At 67.9% G+C, this 6,057-nt stretch carries 3 protein-coding genes and 1 pseudogene; 1 reads left to right on the plus strand and 3 read right to left on the minus strand.

Features of this window, described 5'->3' with window-relative positions; translation table 11 throughout:
* Positions 1-63: 63 nt before the first annotated feature.
* The 3 genes from B2284_RS01270 to B2284_RS01280 all read right to left on the minus strand — a co-directional run bounded on the left by B2284_RS01270 (position 64) and on the right by B2284_RS01280 (position 4,965).
* Entirely contained in the window at positions 64-1,518 is a 1,455-nt protein-coding gene (locus tag B2284_RS01270; protein WP_136788513.1) for a GntP family permease, read from the minus strand.
* Between the two features lie 157 nt (positions 1,519-1,675).
* Entirely contained in the window at positions 1,676-2,176 is a 501-nt protein-coding gene (locus B2284_RS01275; protein WP_038569464.1) for an amino-acid N-acetyltransferase, read from the minus strand.
* A 164-nt stretch (positions 2,177-2,340) separates the two neighbouring features.
* Positions 2,341-4,965: an ATP-dependent Clp protease ATP-binding subunit gene (locus B2284_RS01280; protein ID WP_038569468.1), complete on the minus strand. Its 2,625-nt coding sequence runs from the start codon at positions 4,963-4,965 to the stop codon at positions 2,341-2,343.
* Between the two features lie 249 nt (positions 4,966-5,214).
* On the opposite strand from B2284_RS01280, the pseudogene B2284_RS01285 reads away from it, so the two are divergent.
* Positions 5,215-6,057, plus strand: a pseudogene (locus tag B2284_RS01285) (hypothetical protein); the annotation flags it as partial.

Genomic DNA, 6,057 nt, shown 5'->3' on the forward strand with positions numbered 1-6,057 from the left:
GCGCAGATGCACCCGGGTGCATCTGCGCGCAAGGGGGTTCGGTGAGTGCGAGCGCCCTGCGTCTCAGACGATGAGGTGCAGGATCCAGACGCAGGCGAAGCCGACGACGGAGATGATCGTCTCCATGAGCGACCACGACTTGAGGGTCTGCACGACGCTGAGGCCGAAGTACTCCTTGACGAGCCAGAACCCGGCGTCGTTGACGTGGCTGAAGAACAGCGAGCCGGCGCCGATCGCGAGCACGACGAGGGAGAGCTGGTTGGCGTCGAGGTGGGCGACCAGGGGCGCGACGATGCCGGCGGCGGTGATCGTCGCGACCGTCGCCGAACCCGTCGCGAGACGGATGCCGACGGCGACGAGCCACGCGAGCAGCAGCGGAGAGAAGTTGCTGCCGTCTGCCCAGTCCTTGATGACGTTGCCGACGCCCGCGTCGACGAGGAGCGTCTTGAAGCCACCGCCGGCGGCGACGATGAGGATGATGCCGGCGACGGCGGGCAGGCCCGCGCTCATGATGCCGTTCGTCTTCGCGATCGACAGGCCGGCGCCCTTGCCGAGCAGGATCATCGCGACCATGGTCGAGATGAACAGCGCGACCGGCGGGTTGCCGAGGAACTCGATGACGGACAGCGCCGTGCCCTTCTTCATGCCGGCGATCTCGGCGATGGCCGAGATGAGCATGAGGACGACGGGCAGCAGGATGCACGTGATCGCTGCACCGAACGACGGGCGACGCGTGGGCGTCGTGTCGTTCTTCGCGTCGACGGCGGTGGCGCCGTCGTGCTCGCCACCGTCATGCGCGCCCGAACCCGCGTCGCGGACCGAGCCGTCGGCAGCGAGCGCCGCGGGAGCATCGACGGGGACGAGACGCGCGACGAGGCGCCCGAGCAGCGGGCCGGCGACGATGAGCGTCGGGATGGCGGCGATGATGCCGAACAGCAGGGTGCGGCCGGTGTTGGCGTGGACGGCCTCGATCGCGGCGACGGGGCCGGGGTGCGGCGGCACGAAACCGTGGAGCACCGACAGGCCGGCGAGGGCCGGGATGCCGATGAGCAGCACCGGCTGCTTCGTGCGGCGCGCGACCGACAGGACGATCGGGATGAGCAGGACGACGCCGATCTCGAAGAACATCGGCAGGCCGATGATCGCGGCGACGAGCGCCATCATCCACGGCAGTGCGGCGGCCTTGACGCCGCCGACGAGCTTGTCGACGATCGCGTTGCCGCCGCCGGAGTCGGCGAGCAGCTGACCGATCATCGCACCGAGGGCGACGAGCAGACCGACGGAGCCGGCGGTCTTGCCGAAACCGGTCGTGAAGCTGTCGACGGCGGCCTTGCCTGGCACCTGGGCGACGGCGGCGAGCGCCGCGCTGCCGAGGATGAGGCCGAGGAACGGGTGGAGCTTGAACGCGCTGATCGCGAGGACGACGACGGCGATGCCGGCGAGCGCCGCGAGGGTGAGTTGCCCGGACGACGCGTGGGAGATCGGTCCGGTCGCGTCCGCTGCAAGAAGGTGAACCATGTGCGATGGCCCTTCCCTGATGGGTGGTCAATGAGGCGCGGCCACTCGTCCAAGAACGGCCAACCGGCTCACAGTAGTCGTCGAACCCATGCATGCACCTCTGCATCGGCTAACGAATGGGCAACAAACGTTTTGCTCAACCGCGCTCTTCCGATCGTCAGAGCGTCAGCAGCATGCGCGTGTTGCCGAGGGTGTTGGGCTTGACGCGGTCGAGGTCGAGGAATTCGGCGACACCTTCGTCGTACGACTGCAGCAGTTCGTCGTAGACGGTTCGCTCGATCGGGATGCCTTCGATCTCGACGAACCCGTGGCGCGCGAAGAAGGCGGTCTCGAACGTCAGGCAGAACACGCGGTCGACGCCGATGATGCGCGCCTGGTGGATGAGGGCGTCGAGCAGGCGCCCTCCGACGCCGTGGCCGCGGACGTCGCCGGACACGGCGAGCGTTCGCACCTCCGCAACGTCCTCCCACATGACGTGCAGCGCACCGCATCCGACGATGTCGTCGTCGAGCTCGGCGACGATGAACTCGCTCAGGTTCTCGTAGTAGCTGACGGCCGGTTTGTCGACGATCGCCTTCGACTCCACGTACGGCGTCACGAGCCGTCGGATGCCTCGCACATCGGCGGCGCGGGCACGGCGAAGCACGACGGAACTCATGCACTCCACCCTAGGCACTCGCTTCGGGGCCGCAGCCGCGCGTCCCAGCTGACGAACCCCGTCAAGCCCACCCGACGAGAACACGACGGTGCGGCCCGCCTCCCCCCAGGGAGGCGGGCCGCACCGCACAGGTCACCGCGCATCAGACACGGTCGGAACGTCGATCAGACCGCGGCAGCGCCTTCGCCGCCACCGGGACCACCGCCGACGGCGCCACCGAAGTCGATCGGACCCGACAGGTCGTCACTGCTCGGCGTCGCGCCCTTCATGTCGGTGTCGACCTTGTCAGACGCCCGCGTGTGCTTCGACAGCGAGATCGGCGTGCCGGAGAACGTGAACGTCGCCTCCTTGCCTTCGCCCTCGACGTCGACGAGCACGAGGTCGCCCTTCGAGATCTCGCCGAAGAGGATCTTCTCGGACAGCTGGTCCTCGATCTCGCGCTGGATCGTGCGACGCAGCGGACGTGCACCGAGAGCCGGGTCGTACCCGCGCTTTGCGAGCAGATCCTTCGCGCCCTGCGTGAGCTCGATCGCCATGTCCTGATCCTTGAGGCGCTCGTCGAGCTTCGCGACCATGAGGTCGACGATCTCGACGATCTCGGCCTGCGACAGCTGCGGGAACACGATCGTGTCGTCGACACGGTTGAGGAACTCGGGACGGAAGTGCTGCTTGAGCTCCTCGCCGACCTTGGCCTTCATCCGGTCGTAGTTGCTGCGCTGGTCGTTGCCCGCGGCGAAGCCGAGGGAGACGCCCTTCGCGATGTCGCGCGTGCCGAGGTTCGTCGTCATGATGATGACGGTGTTCTTGAAGTCGACGACGCGGCCCTGGCTGTCGGTCAGGCGACCGTCCTCCAGGATCTGCAGCAGCGAGTTGAAGATGTCGGCGTGAGCCTTCTCCACCTCGTCGAACAGCACGACCGAGAACGGCTTGCGACGCACCTTCTCCGTCAGCTGGCCACCCTCTTCGTAGCCGACGTAGCCGGGGGGCGAACCGAACAGACGCGAGACGGTGTGCTTCTCCGCGTACTCGGACATGTCGAGCGTGATGAGCGCGTCCTCGTCACCGAAGAGGAACTCGGCGAGCGACTTGGCGAGCTCCGTCTTGCCGACACCCGTCGGGCCGGCGAAGATGAACGAACCACCGGGACGGCGCGGGTCCTTGAGGCCCGCACGCGTGCGTCGGATGGCCTGCGACAGCGCCTTGATGGCGTCGTCGTTGCCGATGACGCGCTTGTGCAGCTCGTCCTCCATGCGCAGCAGACGCGAGGACTCCTCCTCCGTCAGCTTGAACACGGGGATACCGGTCGACGCGGCGAGAACCTCTGCGACGAGCTCCTCGTCGAGGACGGCGGCGAGATCGACGTCGCCGGCCTTCCACTCCTTCTCCTTGGCCTCCTTCTCCTCGACGAGCTTGCGCTCGTCGTCACGCAGGGCAGCGGCCTTCTCGAAGTCCTGGCTGTCGATGGCCGATTCCTTCTCACGACGCACGTGAGCGATCTTCTCGTCGAACTCGCGCAGCTCCGGCGGAGCCGTCATGCGACGGATCCGCAGACGCGCGCCCGCCTCATCGATGAGGTCGATCGCCTTGTCCGGCAGGAAGCGGTCGGTGATGTACCGGTCGGCCATGTTGACGGCCCCGACGAGCGCGGCGTCCGTGATCGTGACGCGGTGGTGCGCCTCATAGCGGTCGCGCAGACCCTTGAGGATCTCGATGGCCTGCGGGATCGTCGGCTCGTTGACCTGGATCGGCTGGAACCGGCGCTCGAGCGCCGCGTCCTTCTCGATGTGCTTGCGGTACTCATCGAGCGTCGTCGCACCGATCGTCTGCAGCTCGCCACGAGCCAACATCGGCTTCAGGATCGAGGCAGCGTCGATGGCACCCTCGGCCGCACCGGCACCGACGAGGCTGTGGATCTCGTCGATGAACAGGATGATGTCGCCACGCGTGCGGATCTCCTTGAGCACCTTCTTGAGGCGCTCCTCGAAGTCACCGCGGTAGCGCGAACCGGCGACGAGCGAGCCGAGGTCGAGGGTGTAGAGGTGCTTGTCCTTGAGTGTCTCGGGCACGTCACCCGTGACGATGTCAGCGGCAAGACCCTCGACGACGGCGGTCTTGCCGACGCCGGGCTCACCGATGAGCACCGGGTTGTTCTTGGTACGGCGCGACAGCACCTGCATGACGCGCTCGATCTCCTTCTCACGCCCGATGACCGGGTCGAGCTTGCCCTCACGGGCAGCCTGCGTGAGGTTGCGACCGAACTGGTCGAGCACCGTCGAACCGGCCGGGGTGCCCTCGGCGGGGCCACCCGACGACGACGCGCCGACGCCCGCGGCCTGCGGCTCGCCCTTGCCCTGGTATCCGGACAGGAGCTGGATGACGGTGGTGCGCACCGTCGACAGGTCTGCGCCGAGCTTGACGAGCACCTGCGCGGCGACGCCCTCACCCTCGCGGATCAGGCCGAGCAGGATGTGCTCGGTGCCGATGTAGCTGTGACCGAGCTGCAGCCCCTCGCGCAGGGACAGCTCGAGAACCTTCTTCGCGCGCGGCGTGAAGGGAATGTGGCCGGACTGCGTCTGCTGCCCCTGGCCGATGATCTCCTGAACCTGCTCGCGGACGGCGTCCAGCGAGATACCCAGGGATTCGAGCGCCTTCGCGGCGACGCCCTCCCCTTCGTGGATGAGGCCCAGGAGGATGTGCTCCGTGCCGATGTAGTTGTGGTTGAGCATGCGCGCTTCTTCTTGCGCGAGCACCACGACCCGACGGGCGCGGTCGGTGAACCGTTCGAACATGTCATCTCCTCGATGCCGAGATCTCACACGATGCTAGCCGGGGCGGGTGACGGCGTCAGCGTGACGCCGCATCCACCACCGGTCTTCGAAGGTGCCAACGCCGCGTGTGCCCGCCGTGTTCCGCTCCGGGCGCGTTTGGCTGCTGCGTTCGCCCAGGGCGGAACCTCGCGCCCCGATCCCGGTCGGCAGGGGCGCATGCCCTCGTGGGTCTGCCCCACCCATGACGGTCGTCACGGATAGGCTGCACACGTGACTGACGGCCCCCTCGAGCTTCGCGTCTTCGGCCTCGACTTCGCGGTGAACGTGCAGCCCGAGCGTCGTGACGCCGTCGCGCGTCAGTGGCACTGGTGCCGCCCGGACGCGCCGCCACAGCGCACGATCGCGCCCTTGCCGAGCGCGCCACATCGGGTGGGTCGGGGTGGCAGTTCGGTCGGCAGCGAGAGCGCCGCAGGCTTGCGAGCAGCCGGGACGGCTGAGGTCGAGCCGGTCGACATCGCAAAGACGATCACCGTCGATCGAATCGATGACGCCCCCGGCAGCGGCTCCGACACCGGCGACTACACGCTGACGACGACGCTCACCGGCCGCGCCATCTCGGCGCGTGCGGGCGAGTTTGTCATGCTCCACGCCGGTGGAGTCTGCGACCCCGACACGGGCGTCGTTGCCGGTCTGTTCGCAGCGTCGGGCACCGGCAAGACGACGGCGACGCAGCACTACTGCACGCACGGCTACGGCTACGTCACCGACGAGACGCTCATCTTCAACGACCGCCGCGACGTCATGGCCTACCCCAAGCCGCTGTCGGTGCTCGTCAACCCGGGTGTCTCCGGCGTCAAGACGCAGCACTGCCCCGAAGACCTCGACATGGCGCCGCCTCGTGAGGGCGCGTTGCGGCTCGGGCCGCTCGTCCTGCTCGACCGCATTCGTGACGACGCCCGCCCTGACGAGAGCGTCAACGGCGGCGATGCGGAAGCTGACGCCACGCGCACCGCGCCCGACCGTATCGATGCCGAGGACGACAACAGCGCCGGCACTCACGAGCCCGGCGAGGCAGAGCTGAGCGAGATGCCGCTGTTCGAGGCGTTGACGCTC

It is taken from the genome of Dermacoccus sp. UBA1591, assembly GCF_002322065.1.
Classification (GTDB): domain Bacteria; phylum Actinomycetota; class Actinomycetes; order Actinomycetales; family Dermatophilaceae; genus Dermacoccus; species Dermacoccus nishinomiyaensis.